This window comes from Pseudobacter ginsenosidimutans, assembly GCF_007970185.1.
Classification (GTDB): Bacteria; Bacteroidota; Bacteroidia; order Chitinophagales; family Chitinophagaceae; genus Pseudobacter; species Pseudobacter ginsenosidimutans.
In genome coordinates this window covers 4,351,049-4,369,826 of sequence record NZ_CP042431.1, presented here as the reverse complement: position 1 = coordinate 4,369,826, position 18,778 = coordinate 4,351,049, and the positions used below count along the sequence as shown (strand labels likewise).

Below are 18,778 nucleotides of genomic sequence, written 5' to 3'. Positions count from 1 at the left end.
ACCCACCACTTTCCCGCCTGCATTCATTCTTTCTCAGCCAGTTTCAAAATGCCTCCCCGGAATTTGGCGTACTTTCGCGCCATGAACAACGCTTCGTTTTCTATCGAAACCACGCTGAATAATTTACGGATCAATGAATTGAACGAGATGCAGCTGGCATCCCTGGAGGCAAACAAAACGCCCCATGATATCGTTTTGCTCTCTGACACCGGCTCCGGCAAAACCCTTTCCTTCCTGCTTCCCATCGCAGAAAAACTGGACCGCAGCAAGCAATACACCCAGGCCCTGATCATTGCGCCATCCCGCGAACTGGCACTGCAGATCGAGCAGGTTTTCAAGAAAATGGGAACAGGATTCAAGATCACCTGCTGCTACGGAGGGCACCTGAGAGAAACCGAGGAGAACAACCTGAAGCAGGCCCCTGCCCTGATAGTTGGAACACCCGGCAGGCTTGCCGATCATATCCGCCGCAACAATATCGATACAACTCATATTGAAACCCTCGTACTGGATGAATTCGACAAGGCACTGGAACAGGGGTTTGAAGAGGAAATGTCTTTCATCATCCAATCCATTCCCGCTTTGAAAAAAAGGATACTCACTTCCGCAACTGATGCCGTGGAAGTTCCGGGCTTCGTGGGATTGCAGGATGATGCGGTAAAGATCAATTTCCTAACCGGCGAAAAGTCGGCCGCATTGGAAGTGAAAATGGTTTGGAGCGATGATAAAGACAAATCAGCAACCCTGTTCAAACTCATCTGCGCACTCGGGAACCGCTCTACTATCATATTCTGCAACCAGCGCGAATTTGTGGAGCAGGTAAGTGCTATGCTGAAAGAAAATGGAATTGTGAACGTATTCTATCACGGCGCCATGGAACAACGGGATCGCGACAGCGCCCTCTGCAAATTCCGCAACGGAAGCTCCAATGTTCTCGTAACAACAGATCTTGCAGCACGAGGGCTGGATATCCCCAATATCCGTTACATCATTCACTACCAGCTTCCGGACACCAAAGAAACTTTCACGCACCGCAATGGTCGTACAGCCCGTATGGACGCCAGCGGAACAGCCATCCTGATACTGGCGCCACATGAAAGGGTCCCTGCATTCATTTCACCCGCGCCAACAGTGATAGAGCTGCCCGAAAAAGTGGAAATACCGGATAAACCGGTATGGGCAACCCTATTCATCGCTGCTGGCAAAAAAGATAAAGTGAACAAAGTGGACATCGTTGGATTCCTCACCAATAAAGGACAACTGAAAAAAGAAGATGTGGGATTGATCGAAGTAAAAGATTTCTTCTCCTTTGTAGCCATCCGTAAATCCAGGGCCAGTCATACTTTGAACCTGGTGCAATCAGAAAAGATCAAGAATAAGAAAGTGAAAATAGATATCGCCAAATAATCCATCCTTCAAATTCATAAACGGCTATACTTGGACAACTCAATCAGTTTAAACAAATTCATCAGCGATACGGGCTACTGTTCCCGTCGTGAAGCGGATAACCTGATCAGGGAAGGGCGGGTGATGCTCAATGACCAGGTAGCTGTACTGGGCAACCGGTTCAGTCCGGGCGATGTAGTGGAAGTAGATGGCAGCCTGATCACTCCGGATAACAAGGGAAAACGCGTTTACCTCGCATTGAACAAACCCGCCGGCATTACTTCCACTACGGAAGAAAATGTAAAAGGGAACATCATTTCATTTGTAGGCTATCCCAAACGCATCTTCCCCATCGGAAGGCTGGATAAGGATTCAGAAGGATTGATCTTCCTTACCAATGATGGAGATATCATCAATAAGATCCTGCGTGCAGGGAACAGTCACGAGAAAGAATATATCGTTCGTCTGAACAAAGCGGCAGACCCGCATTTTGCACAAAGAATGTCCAATGGCCTGCCGATCATGGGTACTACCACCCTGCCATGCAAGGTGATCATGATCAACAGGCAGACATTCCGGATCATACTAACGCAGGGGCTTAACCGCCAGATCAGGCGCATGTGTGAGTACCTGGGTTATTCGGTAACAGGGCTGCAGCGTGTAAGGATCATGAATATCAGCCTGGGCAACCTGCCACTGGGTAAATGGCGGAACCTGAGCGATGCTGAAGTGAATATGCTGAAGGAAGCTGTATCCCACTCAACAGGAACTGCTGAGAAAAAGGAAAAAAAGAAACAGTCTGGCAGACATGAGCAGGGAAAAACTACCAGCAACAGATCAGGTACTCCCCACCATCCAAAAACCGACAGGAACAAACCTGCGTATAAAAAGATAATCCTGGATTTAAAGAGAAACACGGATCGAAAGAAAAATCTGAATTCAAGGACAAGCCCAAATTCAAAGACAGGGCCGGTTATAAAAAACAGACAGAATCCAAAGATAAACCAGGCTTCAAAGACAAACCATTCTCGAAAGACAAACCCGGTTTCAAAGAAAAACGCGGTTCAGGTGACAGGTCACAAGGTTCAGGAAAAGTGAAAAAGAGTACAGGCAGAAAAAACTTCAGGAGCAGGTAAAATATCAAGCGCCCTTTTGGATCGATCCAAAAGGGCGCTTTCTTTAATTACAGTTTACAGGAAAGTTCTTTTTCGAACCGGTTTAGAATATTTGATCTCAGCCATTTCCAGCAGGAAATGAGACTTATTGATGCTTCTGCTCTCTGAACCCAACAATTCCCACACCGGCGTCAAATCTTTCAACGCAATAACAGCAGGGCCACACTCTTCCGCAAATCCTGTCAGCACTACCGGCTGCACCATCGTAAATATATCCAGTTCAACAGGGCTTTTCAGTAACAGCTGCCAGTTGATATCAACAGCAGTGAGCCTTTTCCGGTCGATAACAGGAAGTAATGCATTATTGTTGCTGGCGATACTCACAGAGTCCACTTTTGTGCCTTGTTGGGAAAGATGGAATTTCAGCACTACTATTGCCGAACGGCAGCTATCGGACAACTGATTGCATGCCTCAGTCATGGATCTCACCAATTGTCTGGTAAGTGTCTTCTTTGCCGATTGCTGATCAGATTGCGCCATTGCAACTGAAAAAAGCAAAAAACAAACGATAACCATTTCTATTTTTTTTATCGGCATGATCATACAAATTTAAGGACATGATGTTCCGCTTGCACCTGTTCGGTGACTTTGCAATGTGCTTAAAATGCTATTGTATTTGGCAGGGTCGTTTGCCTGAAGGGCGGTCCATGCATTGGTTTGATGCAAGCCTCCCCAGCATAATGCTTCGGCATCTGCCGCCGAAAGCGTAGGATAGTAATGCATGAGTGAATCTTTCATATGGCTGAGGTAGGTTTCCGCCATTTCATTATGCTGCACCAGCTCTCCTTTCAGACCAGACCAGTTTAGGTAAGCATGTATGATCTCATGATAGATGGTGGCAGCAATATATTCCTTCGAAGCATTCTGGAGAACGGTAGTATTCAGTGTGATCTCTGCAGTGAAATAATCGCCGCTGGCGTATGCGTGCGTTACTCCATCCGTATTTGACGGCAAACTGGTACTTTCCTTAAAAACAATATCAGCCGTGTCCCACAGATTGAACACCTCATGCAGGATCCAGCCTACTGTGGTCTGCATGGATGAAGCATTGTTCAACTGCACGAAAATATTCTGAAAACATGGCGTAGTAAGCTCGCTCGTTATCTCTTCAAACGGATCATCATCGTCATCATCATCATCGTCATCATCTCCTCCTTCATCCGGTGGGATCAATCCCATTTCCAATGCACCCGTTGGGCAAACAGTGGCGCAATCGCCGGACATACTGCAATTTGCTGCTTTATATTTAAAGTTGCTGGACACCAGCACTTCATATTGTCCATCCCCAACATAGGCATCAGTGATCTCAAATGCTTCTGAAGGACAGACAGGAATACACATTTCGCACATGATGCAGTCCTCTGGTCTGATGGTGAGTGTAACATTGCCGGACCTGTAAGTATAAAAATTGTAACCTTGTTCATGAAGACTTGCCATAGGATTAGTTTTTTGATAAGGAAATAGATCGTACACGGCCAGCCTGTAACCACCTGTTAACGTCCTGCTGGTCCTTTAAGAGCCGTACCCGGGAACTGAGCAAAGCCTGTCCGTTTACATCAACCGGGATGCTGATCTTTTTGTTGAACCCGCTTACATCTGTGATCGTATACCGGGCATTGCCTGGTTTGTCCACGTGATGATTCACCTTGTACAATTGTCCTTCCTGTCTTTTTCTGACAGCAGACGATCGTCTCAGGGCTCCCGGATCTGTAGTCCGTTTCACGATCTTTTTGATGGAGCAGGACATCACCCGTGCACAACCGAATTTCTCCTGCATAGCCGCATCCTGGATATAACTGATGTCTTCAACGATCAGGAAAATTTCAGCACTGTTTGGTTTGGAATCCGGCCGGGGAGGGCTGCTCACGCTGTCTGATTTGAAACAACCGGAAAGAAAAGAGGAGGATGTAACGATGCCAACTCCGGCAAGAAGAAAATCATTAAGGAATAGTCTACGTTTCATTTTAAAGAATAAGGGTTAATAATCGAAAATCAATTTAGCGAAATATTATTGAAAAGAAAAAATGAAACTTCCTCCAACAAAACTGGCGTCCTCACAGAATCCCATTCCTGTTGAATGTATTTTGATTAATATTGCGTTTACAATAATTTACACGCTTTATCACGCTACATGTCATCCGGGATCCTGAACAATGATAAGGAACTGTTTCTGCGGATCGCAGAAAATGATGAAGCTGCTTTCCGGCTGCTCTTTGAGCAATACCGTGAGCGGCTTTTCCTGTTTGCCTGGCAGCTTTGCCATTCAGCCGCCGATTCGGAAGAAGTGGTGCAGGATGTTTTCACCAGGATCTGGGAGAACAGGGAAAAACTTACAGCCGTTGAATCTCCCAGGAACTATATCTATACTATGGTCCGCAACCGGACGCTGGACCTGCTCAGTAAGATTGTAAAAGACAAGAACCTCATCAAAGAGGTCTGGGCCAATATCTCGGAAGGCAGCAATGAAACAGAACAACTCTTACAGGCGGCAGAAAGCAAACAACTGATCGAAAAAGCGGTATCACAGCTTTCACCCAAAAAAAGAAAAGTTTTTCAGCTGAGCCGCGATGAAGGTCTCTCCCACCAGGAAATTGCCGGTCAACTGGGAATTTCCGTTCAAACCGTAAAGAATATCATCACGGAAGTGCTCCGGCAGATCAAGTCATTCCTCTCAGAACACTCGGAATTACTGGCCATCTTATTCTGGATCCAGACCTATTCCCTGCTATTCCAATAATACCCGCGGAAAAAAAGATCAGTTTTTTTCAGTACCTTCTTTCCATTGCACAGTCTATATATCCATGAGGCCTCCATTAACGGTTGCCACAATGATGCATCATGACAAACCAGGAAAGATTCAGATACCTGTACAAGCAATATACCAACCGCTCCTGCACCAGGCAGGAGATGGAAGAGTTCTTTGCATACATACAGGATCATTCCTGGAAATTGCTGCTGGAAGAAAATGCCCATCAACATTTCGAATCAATTGAACCCGGTACGGAATTGCCTTCTGTAGATTGGGAGCATATGTACTGGCAGATCACAGGAAAAGGGAAAGTATCAGGCCATGAAAATGATCTCACCGCAAACCTGCAAAAACCTGCTGCATTGCTCATTCACCTGAAACGATGGAAGGCAATTGCCGCCGTATTATTGCTGGTTACCATTGCCGGCCTGGGTTATGTTTTCTTTTCGAAAGAAAGAAAACAGGAAAAGGATATTGCGGCCGTTTCGAAAGCACAGGTATTTGCCGGAAACAATAAAGCCGTGCTGACACTCAATGACGGCAGACAGGTGGTACTCGACAGCACATCGCAATCCCTGCTATCAAAAGAATTCGGGGGAAGGATCGCCGGACTGAACAGTAGCAGTTTGAATTACCGCCCGGACACATCGATTGCCGTCACCCGGTTACCGGAAATGAACACCATCAGTACCCCCAATGGTGGTGAATACAAGATCCTGCTGCCTGATGGAACAAGGGTATGGCTCAATGCCGCCTCTTCTGTCTCTTTTCCTTCCGTGTTCGACGGCAATGAACGGAACGTAACCACCACCGGAGAGGTTTATTTTGAAGTGGCATCCAATAAATCGAAGCCATTCAAAATAAACGTGAACGATGCTACCATAGAAGTGCTTGGAACAGATCTCAATATCAATGCCTATCCTGAAGAAGCCCAGGTGAAAACAACTTTACTGAACGGATCCGTGCGGGTCAGCAAAGGTAACAACAGCCGCATACTCAAACCCGGACAACAGGCGCAGTTCAGCAACAATAACAACCATATCCGCCTGATAGAAGAAGCAGATACTGAAGAAGCCATCGCCTGGAAAAATGGTTCTTTCCATTTCAACAGTCAGCCCATCACAGGGGTGATGAACCAGGTGGCCAGGTGGTACAATATGGAGGTCCTGTATGAAGGGAAAAGGCCGGAAGGACATTTTTCGGGTATACTGAACCGTAATACAGACCTGGGCACTGTTCTTAAAAGCATTGAACTGAGCGGAATCCATTTCAGGATCGAAAGCATACCAGCCGGTAATAAACCCGGTAAACTCATAGTACTACCATAACCATTCACCAAGTCCTGTTCTCGTTTTATTGTTAAAGTTTCTCAACACAAACTAACGCTATGCGATTCTCTGATTGCAAAAGTGGCTCATTGCCCCGATTAGCCGCTTTCATTTTTACTATTGGATTATTGATCACAGGTGGTGACCTGGCAGCCCAGAAAATAACGATCTCGAAAAAGAGATAACGCCCGCTAAATTATTCAGGGAGATCAGGAAACAGACCGGCTACAATTTTTTTTACAAGGATGAATGGTTGCAGGAGATACCTGCTTTTTCCATCGATGTCAAAGATGCTACCATCGAAGAAGTGATGAGCATCTGTCTGAAAGGAAGTTCGCTTTCATATCATATATCAGACAAAACCATTACCCTTTACCAGTCGAAAAAAGAAAAGTCCTCTGTGCCACTCCAAACCGACACAGAACTGTCCGGCACCATCACCAACAGTTCCAACCAGCCGCTGGACGGCGTGAGCGTTGTGGTGAAAAGAACGAAGAACGGCACTATCACCAATGCGAAAGGCTTTTTCACATTGAAGCATATACGACCAGACGATGTATTGCAGGTGAGTATTATCGGTTACAATGCAATACAGCTGCCGGTTGAGGCGCAGTCTAGCATGAAAATCATATTGAAGGAAGCCAGTAATCAGCTGGATGTAGTGGTGAAACAGGCTTACAGCAAAACCAGCCAGCGGCTGGCCACAGGAAGCATTACCAAAATATCATCCGAAGAGATTGCCAAACAACCCGTCATGAACCCGCTCATGGCCTTGCAGGGCCGGGTACCGGGCCTGGTGGTAACACCCACCAATGGTTTTGCCAGCGCCCCTGTGAGAATGGAGATCAGGGGACTGAACTCACTCAATTCAAAAGTACCTTCCGATCCACTGTATGTAATCGACGGAGTACCTCTGACCGTTCTATCGATGGGAGATGAATTCAACCGCACTTCCACCGGCTTTATCCAGGGCATCAATTATACTTACCCGAGCGGCAATACAACTAATGGCCTGAGCCCCTGTTCAGTATCAATCCCAGAGATATCGAAAGTATTGAAATATTGAAGGATGCGGACGCAACAGCCGTTTACGGAGCGCGTGGAGCCAACGGCGTTATATTGATCACCACCAAAAAAGGGAAACCCGGTCCTGCGAGATTTGAATTCGATGTAACGCCTCCCTTCTTCACCATCGGCAAAACCACGCGTTTTGCCAAACTCATGAATACACAGCAGTACCTGCAAATGCGAAGGGAAGCATTCAAGAATTCCGGCGAAACGCCCACGATTCTCACAGCGCCTGATCTGTTGCTTTGGGATACCACCCGCTACACAGACTGGCAAAAAGAAACGCTGGGAGGCAGGGCCAAAAGCCTGAGTGTATCCATCGGATTATCCGGCGGAACAGATCAGACGATATTCCGCGTAAATGCGAATTATAACCGCGAAACCAATACCAGCAATATTTCCGGCGCTACACAACGGTACACACTGGCAGCACAGATAGGTCATACCACAAAAGACCGGAAATTCTCCATCAACTTTTCTTCCAAGCTGGCCTACATGTACGTGGATGTATTATCGCGTTCCCCCGTAACACTGGTTGCCCCTAATGCTCCCCCAATGTTCGATAAAGACGGGAACCCCAACTGGTCCGAATGGAATGCGGACGGCCTCTTGAACATTTATCCGTTCGGCCGGGACCTGAAGCCTGCCAACCCTCAAAAGACCACCGCACTCACCAACAGCCTGATGCTTGATTACAAACCATTCAAAGGTTTCACCCTGAGCCTGCTGACGGGCTATAATTTTTCCCATAACAATACAAAAGACTTTCTCACCATCGCAGCAAGAAGTCCATATATAAGCAACGTTACAGGAGAAGCCAGCTTTTCTACCACCACCAATACCAGTGTGCTGGTGAACCCACAGGCCACATACCAGACAAGACTGGGAAGAGGCAACCTGGAATTATCCCTGGTAGGCACCAGCCAGTTCACAGAAACCAATGTTACATCTCAATACGGTTATGGCTACACGAACGATATCCTCCTGGGCTCTATCAAAAATGCAGGAGGCGTAATAGTGTCAGATGCCTTCAAGCAGCTCAGGAATGCCAGCTTCATTGGTCATGTCAATTACAATTACGACAATCGCTATATCATCAACCTGAACGGAACGCGCCAGGGTTCTTCCAAATTCGGTCCGGCCAACAAATACGGCAGTTTCGGATCTGCTGCCTTCGCCTGGATCGCGTCTGAAGAGAACTGGCTGAAGCCCGTTCTTCCAAAAGCCATCAATTTTCTCAAATTCAGCGCCAGCTATGGGATGGACGGAAGCGATGGCATCGATGAATATCAGTACCTGGAGCTCTGGACCATTCAGAATATGGCTTCAGGCGGAGGTTACAATGGTCAGATGGTGCTGATTCCATCCATAAGGCCCAACCAGAAATACAAATGGGAGAACAATAGAAAATTCAACAGCAACCTTGTGATGGGTTTGTTCAAAGACAGGGTTAACCTGAGCCTCACTTATTATCAAAACCGTGTATCGAATCAACTGACGGCCTATCCTACACCAGCATACGTAAATGGGTCCGATATCAATGCGATCATCACGAATATCCCTATGCTGCTGGAGAATCGCGGGTGGGAAGGCTCCATCGATGTGAAGCTGGTGAGCACACAGGATTTTTCGCTGACCGCCCTTTTCAATTTCAGTCGCAACAGGAATCGGCTGCTTTCTTTTCCCGGCATCGATCAAACACCCTATGCAGGTCAGTATGCAATTGGCAAATCGATCAATATGGCATCGCTCCTCCATTACAAAGGCGTGGACCCGCTCACTGGAGCACCGGCATTCGAAGACTATAACAAAGATGGCAAGATCACCTGGAATGGCCTGGTGGCGCCTCCTCCCGGCAGTGATGACCGCGCAATCGTGTACGATCTGCAACCCGGCATCAACGGAGGTTTCGGCCTGCAGGGGAATTTCAAAAAACTCAGCTTCAGTCTTTTTTTCGTTTATAAAAAACAAAAAGGGTACAGCCTTTATACCAGCGTGAGTTCCCCCGGCATCTTCAATCAGAATATGCCGCCGGACATCCTGGACGGGCACTGGCAGCAGCCGGGCGATATCGCAAGCTATCCGGCCTTCAGTACTGTCATTTCCAATCCATATTTCGGCCTGATGGCCGTTTCCGATGCAGCATATACCGATGCCTCTTATATCCGCCTCAACAATATTTCACTCACATATCCCCTTCCGGAATCCTGGGGCAGAACTATCGGATTGAAGAACCTGTCTGTAAGCTTATCCGGTCAGAATATTTTCACCATCACCCGCTACAATGGAGGGGACCCTGAAACCATGAGCCTCTTCGGGATGCCGCCTTCCAATCTTTATACCATCAGGTTCAATTATAATTTTTAATGCCATGAAATCTTCCCATTCATACAAGATACTACCGGGCAGGAATATACGATTACTGTTGCTGCCTGCAATACTGATACTCTTTTCCTGCAATAAACTAGTGTCCATTTCTGATCCTACGGACCGTATAGTCACAAATGTGGCATTCAGCACCGATGATCTTGCTGAAGCCGCTGTCAACGGGCTATACAAGACCATGATGAGCACCAATTATTTCAGCAGGGGGAATGCTACCCTATACGGCGCTCTCTCCGCTGATGAACTATTGCTGACCTACCCTCTTGATCCTGCCAGCGTACTCTATGAAAACAAGATCCGCATCACGCTCGCCAACGGTACAGGCAGCGCTCCTACCGATCATATCTGGACTTCCGCCTATGCGGTCATCTATTCAGCCAATGCCGTGATACAGGGCATCGCCGAATCCAGGTCAACCCAGCTGCAAGAAAATGTCCGGAAATCGCTTACCGCTGAAGCCAAATGCATCCGTGCATTTTGTTATTTCTATCTCACCAACTACTATGATGCCGTTCCGCTGGTGCTTACCACCAACTACAATGCCGTGATCAGCATTGCACGCAGTCCGAAAGAAGCAGTGTATGAACAGATCATCCAGGACCTGCTGGATGCACAAAAAGATCTGCCGGAGAATTTCGACGCAGGAAAAGGCAAACGCGTACGCGTGAACAAATGGGCTGCTACAGCCTTGCTGGCAAGAGCTTATCTCTATACAAAGGATTATGGGAAGGCAGCGGCCAATGCCACGCTACTGATCGATAACACAGCGTTGTTCGGACTGGAATCCGACCTGAACAATGTTTTCCTGATCGAAAGCAGGGAGGCCATCTGGCAAATGAACCAGGTCATCAGCAACGACAATCAGAATCCAACGCCGGAAGGAGGAATGCTGTTGCCCAACTGGGCCACTTCAACCGATCCGCTGAAAGGTCTGATGGCGTATTATCTGTCGCCCCAGCTCGTATCTGCCTTTGAGCCCGGTGACGAAAGAAGGAAGCAATGGGTAGACAGTATTGAGCTGGAAAATATCACGCTCCTGGCCCATTTTTCTCACAAGTACAAGATCGGCAATTACAATATGAGCTATGATCCACCCATAGAATATTCGATGGTGCTTCGCCTGGCAGAGCAATACCTGATCCGCGCTGAAGCGGCGGCCAACGGCGCAGCAGGCGGAACAGCCAATGCAATTGCTGACCTGAATATGATCCGCCACAGGGCCGGTCTGCCGGACCTTCCGGATGATATCACGCCTGCTGCGCTGGAAGCCGCCATCGCCCATGAATGGCAAACAGAATTCTTCTGCGAATGGGGGCATCGCTGGTTCAACCTGAAACGTACAGGAAAGGCGCACAACATTCTCTCCGCCATCTCCTACAAACAGCCATGGGCCGGCGATCACCAGTTGCTTTATCCCATTCCGTTTGAGGAGATCAAACTCAACAACAAACTCACGCAAAATACTGGCTATTAAAAAAACAGGTATGAAACAACCAGCATCTATATACGCTTTTATGGCAATAACACTATTTCTTGCCGCCTCATGCACCAAAACCAGGCTCAGGCCGGAAGGAACGGCATCGCTTACTTTGATCAACGCCGTGGTGGGAGCCGATTCACTGGTAACTAATTTCAATAATTCGGCTACTCTTCCGGGTTACTATATCAATGCAAACTTGATCGTCTACAATAATTATGGCAGCGGTCCATATTCCGTGAACAATTACCAGCTCAGTGCCTATGCAGGCAACCAGCAGTTGATGCTCTATAAAGTTCCTGACACCCTTCCGAAAAGTGAACCACTCTATGATCTGACACTGGATCTGCCCGTAGGCTCCATCAATACCTTATTCATGACCGGTACTACTGCTGCGCCGGATACCCTTTTCACCAGGGACTATCCCAGAAATCATCCTGTAAGCGACAGCGTTACAGGTATACGGTTCGTGAATTTGTCGCCAGGCAGTCAGCCCATCAGCATCAACATTCATGGAGGACCGCCTGGATCCGAAATAAGATCAATTCCCTATAAAGGCATTACTTCCTTTAAAGACTATCCGGCAACCCATGAGATCAGCAGCTACACATTCGAATTCCGTGACGCTGCCACAGGTGAGCTTCTGGCCAGCTTCCTGGCAGACGGCATCAACATAAACGGCAGCGGTACGTTGGAATCCAATAAGTGGCGATACCGGAACTGCACACTTGCATTACTGGGACTTCCAGGCGGTTCAGGCGCCACTGCACAAACTGTGCTGCTGATCAACAATTATTAAGTGGCAATAATTTCGTGATGGACAATAGAGCGAATGAACATAACAGTTATACAACCGCCATAGCTTCAGACGAATCCGGCTTCAATTCCATTGTGAGGAATTATTCCGTGAGACTGGAAAAGATAGCTTTCCATATTACCGGCGATCAGCCCGCGTCTGAAGACATCGTACAGGAATCCTTTCTCAAGCTCTGGCAGCAGCGTGGATGCGTTGAAGTGAAGTATCCAGCCGCATGGCTATACAAAGTTGTGTCGAATGCAGCATATAAACACCTGAAAAGAGAAGCCGTTAAACACAGGCTGGTAAAGCATTTGCTCGCTGACAGCCGATCTTCCCATAATGAAGTGGAGGAACAGCTCACAAGAAAAGAGATGGCCGCCTGTTTGAACAAAGCCAGTGAAAAATTGCCCGTAAGGCAAAGGGAAGTGTACAGGTTAAGACTGGAAAAAGGATTACAACGAAATGAAATTGCCAGTTATCTCAATATTTCCCCCAACACCGTAAAGGTCCATTTGCTCCGTGCACATCAGTTCATGAAAGAACATCTTGCAATCGTTTCATTGTTCCTTATTTTTTCTGGCATTAACATTTTATTCTTTCATAACGGTAATACAGCAACCCGCGTAAAGGATCTATATAAGCTAAAGAGTTCAAATGATTTTACGAACAGAAAACCTATCGCACAGGTACAGCAGTACATGGGCCATCCGCGATATCAATATTGAGATCGAACGTACAGGGATCATTGGTCTTCTGGGTTCCAACGGTGCAGGTAAGTCCACCACCATGAACATCATCTGTGGAGCACTCAACCAAACGGAAGGCAATGTATTCATCAATGATATCGATACAAGAAAGCAACCTGAGGAAGCAAAAAAAGAGATCGGCTTCCTTCCACAGTTCCCACCGTTGTATTCAGACCTTACCATCGATGAATACCTCACCTATTGCGCGGAACTGAGGTCCATTCAAAAAACACAGATCAGGTCAGCCGTGAATGAAGTGAAAGAACGATGCGGACTGGCCCATATCAGCTCACGGCTCATCAGGAACCTTTCCGGCGGCTACAAACAAAGAGTTGGCATTGCACAGGCCATCATTCACAAACCCAGGCTGGTAGTGATGGACGAGCCCACCAATGGCCTTGATCCCAACCAGTTGATTGAAGCCAGGAAACTGATCAGGGAGATCGGACAAGACCATACCGTATTGCTATCTTCCCATATCCTGTCTGAGATCAACCTGCTTTGCCAGGAGATCATCATGATCGAATCCGGAAGGGTTGTATTTTCAGACAGTATGGATGCCTTTAACAGTTACGCACAAACGAAATCATTGCTGATGAGATTGGAAACGCCTCCCCATGCTGCCGATATCATGCAGGTAAGTGGCGTTACCCAAACAGAATTCCTGACCAGCAACCAGCTACGGATCTTCTTTGAAGGGAGTTATGACGAGATATCGGACAAGCTCATTGCTGCAAGCATCAGCGGCAGCTGGAAAATGAAAGAGATCAGTCCGGACAAGGGTTTGCTGGACGATGTATTCAAGCAGCTCACCAACCGCTCCGCATAATCATTCAATTCTACTATCATTATTTGTTGCAGGCATTACCGGCGGCATGACCCGTTATTTGCTTTTGCAGCCCGGTTCCCGCAACCAATATAATCAGTAAACAATGAAGGTAATATTCACGATCACCAGGAACGAGATCCGGAACCTTTTCTATTCTCCGGTTGCATGGTTCCTTACCATTGTATTCATGGCGCTGTCTGCTTTCTTTTATACCAGCGCCATGTACCCTTTTGCCAAATGGGCCAATATGGAAATGCGCAACGATCCTTTTTTTGCAGTGAAGGGAACAGAATCCATGACGGCCTGGATCTTTTCCGATCTCAACATGGGATTCTTTGCCCAGCTGCTCCCTAATCTCTACCTCTTCATCCCCTTGCTGACGATGAATATCATCAGCAGGGAATTCAACAACGGCACAATCAAATTACTCTACTCCTCACCACTGAAAACATCACAGATCGTATTGGGCAAATACCTGGCGGTAATGATCTACAATCTGGCGCTGGTGGCCATCACAGGAATTTTTCTATTGGCGGGTCTTACAGATATCAAATCGATGGACACCGGTCCTGTACTGAGTGCTATGGCGGGCATTTATCTGCTGTTATGCGCATACGGCGCCATCGGATTCTTTATGTCTGCCATCACCAATTACCAGATCATTTCCGCCGTTGCCAGCTTCACAACTTTTTTTGTGCTGATGAATATCGGTAGTCTCTGGCAGCAATACGATCTTATCCGGGACCTCACCTGGTTCCTTTCCTTACAGAACCGTGTTCAGAAACTGATAGCAGGGCTGGTATCCAGTAAAGACATCATTTATTATCTCCTGATCATTTTCATGTTCGTGGGATTCACCTTCCTCCGGCTGAAAGCTGCCCGGGAAACCAAACCCTGGTATGTCCATTTTTCCAGGTATCTCACCATCACTGTGCTGTGTTTACTGGTCGGTTATATTAGTTCGCAACCACGGTTCATCATTTACCGCGATGTAACAAACAGGCAATCCAATACCATCCATCCGAAAACCCGGGCCTTGCTGGACCGGTTGAACAACGGGCCGCTTGAAGTAACACTTTATGTAAACCTGCTCGATGGCAATAACATCTTCCCTGGCCTGCCCGCAGCACGAAACAGATATTTGTCCGGCTTCTGGGAACAATATCAGCGCTTCAAAACAGATATCGATTTCAAATACGTTTACTATTACGATTATGAGCCGGCCCGGGACGACAGCGCCTTGTACAAAAAATTCCCGGGCAAAAACCTTCAACAGATCGCCGGCATCATCTCCAAAGGGTACCGCCTGGATTCTGCCATGTTCATAGGCCCTGAGGAGATCCGGAAGATCATTGATCTGCGGCCTGAAAATTTCCAACTGGTGATGCAGCTGAAATACAAAGAACGCAGCGCTTTCCTGCGTGTGTTCCCCATTGCCTTTTTCTGGCCTGAAGAGATCAACGTGAATGCTGTATTGAAAAAACTGGCCGGCGAAAAAATGCCGCAAGTACTTTTTGCCAGCGGTCAGCTCGAACGGAATATTTACAAAAGAGGTGAAAGGGAATTCCAGCGCTACACCATTGCCAAAGGTTTTCCAAGGTCCCTGGTCAATCTTGGTTTCGATGCAGACACTATCAACCTGCAGACAGAGGAAATCCCTTCAGATCTGAGCATGCTGGTAATAGCTGATCCAAAAACCGAACTTAATGCCCATGTATCCGCGAAGATCAGGAACTATATCAACGGCGGAGGCAATATGATCATTTACGGAGAGCCCGGCAAACAATATGTACTGAATCCCCTGTTGCAGCAAACAGGCGTACAACTGATGAATGGCCAGCTGGTACAGAAAGACCCGAACGAAACACCCGATAAGATAAGTTTCTATTACAATTCCACATTCTACAATATGTCTGACGATCCCTGGTACCAATATATCAAATACCTGGAAGGGCACAATGCTATCAAGGACACTGCCATGTTCCGGGTTCCGGGTGTAACCGGTATCGGATACCGGGAAGACAGCGGCTTCTTGATTAAGCCAATACTCATGACTGCTCCCGGCAAAGCCTGGCTGAAGGCAGGAAAACTGATCAATGATTCAACCATGCCCGCATTCAATGCATCGGAGGGCGACAGACAGGAACATTCTTTTGCATTCGGTGTACAGCTAACGAGAAAATGGGGAACGAAGGAACAGCGAATCGTTGTGCTGGGAGATGCAGACATGAGCAGCAATAGCAGTGGCATGGATGATATTGCGCTGGCTCCCTATACCTGGCTCAACTACAAAGAGAACCCCGTATTCACTCCTCTCCCCTATGCAAAGGATAATCGTGTTGTACTGAGCCCGCGCAAAGCAATATGGGAAAAGCTGATCTATGTATGGTTACTGCCCGGATTGCTGATGATAACCGGCGCCATCGTATTGATCAGAAGAAAAAGAAAATAACGCCTTCTTAAAACAGTAAACAACTACAGATGAAACTGATCCTCAAAATAGCAAAGAATGAATGGCGCTATTTGTTCTACTCTCCCATCGCCTGGTTCATCATGCTCGTTTTTTTGGTGCAATGCGCAGTATACTATACCGGATCCTTATACGAAATAGCCAACTGGCAGGAACTGATGTTGAAAAACAGTCCAGGTTACAAAGGCGCCACAGGCTCACTCACCTTCTTTCTTTTTCTGAGATCAGGTATTTTCATAAATGTGATACAGAATTTGTATCTGTTCATCCCCTTGCTGACAATGGGCCTTATCAGTCGGGAATTCAACAATGGCACCATCAAACTCCTGTACTCATCCCCTGTAAAACTGCAGCAGATCGTGCTGGGGAAATACCTGGGCATCATGTTATACAGCCTCGTGCTGGTATTGCTGCTGGGCATCTTTGTAGTGTCCGGCATCTTCAATATCGAACATGCGGATATTGGACGACTGTTATCAGCCATGCTGGGATTCTATCTGATGACAGGCGCTTATGCAGCAATCGGCCTCTTCCTGTCTGCTCTCACCACTTACCAGATCGTTTCGGCATTCAGTACATTCATCATACTTTTTATTCTTGGCCGCATCGGCGGGCTTTGGCAGAAATATGATATCATCAGGGACCTCACCTGGTTCCTTTCTCTGCAGAACCGTACCAGCAGGATGATGGGCGGCCTGATCACCACAAGGGATCTTTTCTATTTTATCCTTGTTGCATCCCTGTTCATTTCCTTCACAATGATCAGGCTGAAGGCCGGCCGTGAAGCAAGGCCCTGGTATGTCCGTGCAGGCAGGTACCTCGCCGTACTGACCCTATGCCTCACCGTTGGTTATGTGAGTTCGAGGCCAACACTGACGGTTTACTGGGATACCACCGCTGCTCAGGCCAATACCATTCCTGCTGAAATGCAGGAACTCATCAGGGCAACAGGCGACAGCACACTGGAAGTGACCCTGTACACCAACCTGCTGGGGCCCGGCCGGGATCAGGGTTTGCCTGAAAACAGGAATGCCATTTATCTGGCAGGTTTCTGGGAACCTTACCTTCGTTTCAAACCTGATATCAGATTCAAATACGAATACTATTACGATGTAGATGCTGCAACCAATGACAGTCTTATCTACCGGCAGAATCCAGGTAAAACATTGGCGGAGATCGCTGCGGAAAGCGCCGATCTGATCGATGCCGATTTTTCAAAGTACAGGTCGCCCGAAGAAATGCGTAAGATCATCAACCTGCAGCCTGAATCATACAGGCTTGTAATGCGGCTTACATACAAAGGCCGTACAGAATTCCTGCGCACCTTTGAAGACCCGTTTTTCTGGCCGGACCTCAATAATGTATCCGCCGTATTCAAACGATTGCTGGAGCCTGAAGCGCCGAAGATCTATTTTGTGAACGGGCATCTGGAAAGGAGCATTTATAAAACCGGGGAAAGGGAATATGCTGTTCATACAGCATTGAAAGGAAGTCGTGGCGCCCTCGTCAACCTCGGCTTCGATGCGGACACCATTGATCTCGAATCGCAGGATCTCCCTGCACATACAACAGCGCTTGTGTTGGCGGATCCGAAAACGCCACTCAGTAAAGTGGTACAAAACAAGATCACCTCCTGGATCGATGCAGGTGGCAATTTTCTGGCAATCGGCAAACCCGGCAAGCAGGATATTTTGAATCCCGTACTGCAACAGCTCGGCGTTCAACTTATGACCGGCCAGCTGGTGGAGCCTACTTTCGATGAAACACCTGATAAGGTAAGACCCTATATCACAGCAGCAGGCAGTAAGCTTTCCCCGGACCTGTGGTGGATAAAACAATCACTGGAAAACCGGAAAGACACCCTGCGGCTGCTGATGCCCGGTGTAGCCGCTCTTTCTTTTGATAAAGACAGCAATGCATTCCACAAACAGGCATTGACGCAAACGGACCACAACCGCAGCTGGCTCAAAGCCGGTCAGCTCGTTATCGATTCCACCCTGCCTGCCTTTGACAACCTTGCAGGAGACAGGAAGGAAATTTCTTTCATTACAACGGCAATGCTCACCCGACAAATCAGGAATAAGGAACAAAGGATCATTATTTCCGGAGATGCAGACTTCGCCAGTAATGGCCGGCTGGGTGCCAATTATTTTATGGTGCTTCCCATCTATAGCTGGATGGACTATAACCGGCATCCCATTCATATGACGAGAACAGAACCCAAAGATATCTGGCTCAATACCAGCGAAGCCGGCGCCAGTGCGATCAGCACCATTTACGTATGGATCCTTCCGGTATTGCTGTTGCTGACCGCCACAATTTTGCTGATAAGGAGAAAAAGAAAATAAGAAACCAATCATTACATT

15 protein-coding genes are annotated in these 18,778 nt (G+C 47.4%); 12 read left to right on the top strand and 3 right to left on the bottom strand.

The features are described from left to right. The first annotated feature begins 63 nt into the window (after window positions 1–63). Both FSB84_RS17310 and rluF read left to right on the top strand, forming a co-directional pair. Window positions 64–1,407 carry a DEAD/DEAH box helicase gene (locus FSB84_RS17310; RefSeq protein WP_225979805.1) on the top strand — a complete coding sequence of 448 codons (1,344 nt, stop codon included), beginning with the start codon at window positions 64–66 and terminating at the stop codon, window positions 1,405–1,407. 30 nt (window positions 1,408–1,437) lie between these two features. After that, window positions 1,438–2,484 (top strand): 23S rRNA pseudouridine(2604) synthase RluF, encoded by a 1,047-nt coding sequence (gene rluF, locus FSB84_RS17305; protein ID WP_147122247.1) that lies wholly within the window; start codon window positions 1,438–1,440, stop codon window positions 2,482–2,484. 92 nt (window positions 2,485–2,576) lie between these two features. Here the strand turns inward: rluF and FSB84_RS17300 are convergent, their stop codons facing one another. From FSB84_RS17300 to FSB84_RS17290, 3 genes are read right to left on the bottom strand one after another with little or no spacing between them, the layout of a single operon-like run. Next, window positions 2,577–3,098 (bottom strand): hypothetical protein, encoded by a 522-nt coding sequence (locus FSB84_RS17300; protein WP_130539180.1) that lies wholly within the window; start codon window positions 3,096–3,098, stop codon window positions 2,577–2,579. Between the two features lie 12 nt (window positions 3,099–3,110). Beyond that, on the bottom strand, window positions 3,111–3,998 hold the full coding sequence (locus tag FSB84_RS17295; protein WP_130539179.1) for a SprT-like domain-containing protein: 888 nt from the start codon (window positions 3,996–3,998) through the stop codon (window positions 3,111–3,113). A 4-nt stretch (window positions 3,999–4,002) separates the two neighbouring features. Continuing rightward, window positions 4,003–4,524 (bottom strand): hypothetical protein, encoded by a 522-nt coding sequence (locus tag FSB84_RS17290; RefSeq protein WP_130539178.1) that lies wholly within the window; start codon window positions 4,522–4,524, stop codon window positions 4,003–4,005. Between the two features lie 168 nt (window positions 4,525–4,692). On the opposite strand from FSB84_RS17290, the gene FSB84_RS17285 reads away from it, so the two are divergent. The 10 genes from FSB84_RS17285 to FSB84_RS17240 all read left to right on the top strand — a co-directional run bounded on the left by FSB84_RS17285 (window position 4,693) and on the right by FSB84_RS17240 (window position 18,760). Beyond that, a complete protein-coding gene (locus FSB84_RS17285; protein WP_130539177.1) occupies window positions 4,693–5,298 on the top strand; it encodes an RNA polymerase sigma factor in 606 nt (201 codons plus the stop codon). Window positions 5,299–5,399: 101 nt separating this feature from the next. Beyond that, complete coding sequence (locus FSB84_RS17280; RefSeq protein WP_130539176.1) at window positions 5,400–6,638, top strand: FecR domain-containing protein; 1,239 nt, start codon at window positions 5,400–5,402, stop codon at window positions 6,636–6,638. Between the two features lie 181 nt (window positions 6,639–6,819). Beyond that, window positions 6,820–7,704 carry an STN domain-containing protein gene (locus FSB84_RS17275; protein WP_317132513.1) on the top strand — a complete coding sequence of 295 codons (885 nt, stop codon included), beginning with the start codon at window positions 6,820–6,822 and terminating at the stop codon, window positions 7,702–7,704. Continuing rightward, complete coding sequence (locus FSB84_RS17270) at window positions 7,701–10,073, top strand: SusC/RagA family TonB-linked outer membrane protein (protein WP_158643976.1); 2,373 nt, start codon at window positions 7,701–7,703, stop codon at window positions 10,071–10,073. The genes FSB84_RS17275 and FSB84_RS17270 overlap by 4 nt, the downstream gene beginning before the upstream one ends. A 4-nt stretch (window positions 10,074–10,077) precedes the next feature. Continuing rightward, entirely contained in the window at window positions 10,078–11,565 is a 1,488-nt protein-coding gene (locus FSB84_RS17265; RefSeq protein ID WP_130539174.1) for a RagB/SusD family nutrient uptake outer membrane protein, read from the top strand. A 10-nt stretch (window positions 11,566–11,575) separates the two neighbouring features. Next, entirely contained in the window at window positions 11,576–12,367 is a 792-nt protein-coding gene (locus tag FSB84_RS17260) for a DUF4397 domain-containing protein (protein ID WP_130539173.1), read from the top strand. 17 nt (window positions 12,368–12,384) lie between these two features. Beyond that, complete coding sequence (locus FSB84_RS17255) at window positions 12,385–13,092, top strand: RNA polymerase sigma factor (RefSeq protein WP_130539172.1); 708 nt, start codon at window positions 12,385–12,387, stop codon at window positions 13,090–13,092. Then, window positions 13,022–13,942 (top strand): ABC transporter ATP-binding protein, encoded by a 921-nt coding sequence (locus FSB84_RS17250; protein ID WP_130539171.1) that lies wholly within the window; start codon window positions 13,022–13,024, stop codon window positions 13,940–13,942. The genes FSB84_RS17255 and FSB84_RS17250 overlap by 71 nt, the downstream gene beginning before the upstream one ends. Window positions 13,943–14,045: 103 nt before the next feature. After that, window positions 14,046–16,394: a Gldg family protein gene (locus FSB84_RS17245; protein ID WP_130539170.1), complete on the top strand. Its 2,349-nt coding sequence runs from the start codon at window positions 14,046–14,048 to the stop codon at window positions 16,392–16,394. A gap of 29 nt (window positions 16,395–16,423) precedes the next feature. Further along, window positions 16,424–18,760, top strand: coding sequence for an ABC transporter permease subunit (locus FSB84_RS17240; RefSeq protein WP_130539169.1), 2,337 nt, complete (start codon window positions 16,424–16,426; stop codon window positions 18,758–18,760). Window positions 18,761–18,778 lie beyond the last annotated feature (18 nt).